Source organism: Dactylosporangium darangshiense (assembly GCF_039537565.1).
Taxonomy (GTDB): Bacteria; Actinomycetota; Actinomycetes; order Mycobacteriales; family Micromonosporaceae; genus Dactylosporangium; species Dactylosporangium darangshiense.
On record NZ_BAABAT010000200.1, the window covers coordinates 1 to 1,068 of the forward strand.

At 66.7% G+C, this 1,068-nt stretch carries 1 protein-coding gene; it reads left to right on the forward strand.

Annotation, left to right across the window (positions count from 1 at the left end; all coding sequences use genetic code 11):
* Positions 1-86: 86 nt before the first annotated feature.
* A complete protein-coding gene (gene npdG, locus ABD901_RS58685; protein WP_345145094.1) occupies positions 87-806 on the forward strand; it encodes an NADPH-dependent F420 reductase in 720 nt (239 codons plus the stop codon).
* Positions 807-1,068: the final 262 nt, after the last annotated feature.

The following is a 1,068-nucleotide window of genomic DNA, read 5'->3' on the forward strand; positions in this document are numbered from 1 at the left end:
TGCGGATGCCCTGCTATCGTGGCTTAGACAGACCGGTCTGGTCAAGTGACACCCATACCTGCCCCCCAACAAGAAGGCTTGATCGCATGACGACCACCGACGCCACCACCGACGCTCGTACACTGCCGGGCCCAAGCAGCGACCCATGGGAACTGCCCGACGTCACCGACTATGTGGTCGGCATCCTCGGCGGAAGCGGACCGCAGGGCCGAGGTCTCGCCTACCGACTGGCCAAAGCCGGCCAGCAGGTGATCATCGGCTCCCGGTCGGCACACCGAGCCCAGGCCACCGCGACCGAACTGGGCCTGGGCATCCAAGGCGCCGACAACGCGGAAGCCGCGCAGCGCAGCGACATCGTCATCGTCGCCGTCCCATGGGACGCCCACGCCGAAACGTTGAAATCGCTCCGCAGCGAACTCATGGGCAAGATCGTCATCGACTGCGTCAACCCGCTGGGCTTCGACAAGAAGGGCGCCTACGCCCTCAAGCCCGACGAGGGCAGCGCCGCCGAGCAAGCCGCAGCCCTCCTGCCCGGATCAAGGGTCACAGCCGCCTTCAACCACCTGTCTGCGGTACGCCTGACCGACCCTGGAATCGACGAGATGCCGACCGATGTCATGGTCCTCGGCGAGGCCCGCGCCGACACCGACCTCGTCCAAGCCCTCATCGGTCGCATACCCGGCATGCGCGGCGTCTTCGCCGGCCGACTGCGCAACGCCCACCAGGTCGAATCACTGGTCGCGAACCTCATCTCGATCAACCGTCGCTACCACACCCATGCCGGGCTGAACATCGCCGACCTGTAGCTGCGACGCACCGACCACGCCCAGCCGGCTCCGCGACGAAACTCCAACCGCCGACTCACAGAAACGTCAGAGGAACACAATGCCTGTGCCTGAGGAATCCCGGACCGGCCGACCGACCGCAACTGCCATGCGGCGAGCACTCAGACGCGCCCGAGACGGGGTCGCCCTCGACGAGACCGAGGCGACCGTACTGCTGCAGGCCCGCGGAGACGATTTGCAGGACCTTGCCGCTTCGGCCGCACGTGTACGCAACGCAGGCCTG

Excerpts from the sequence above, each read along its gene's own strand:
- npdG (WP_345145094.1), top strand. The coding sequence starts at position 87 with ATGACGACCACCGACGCCACCACCGACGCTCGTACACTGCCGGGCCCA.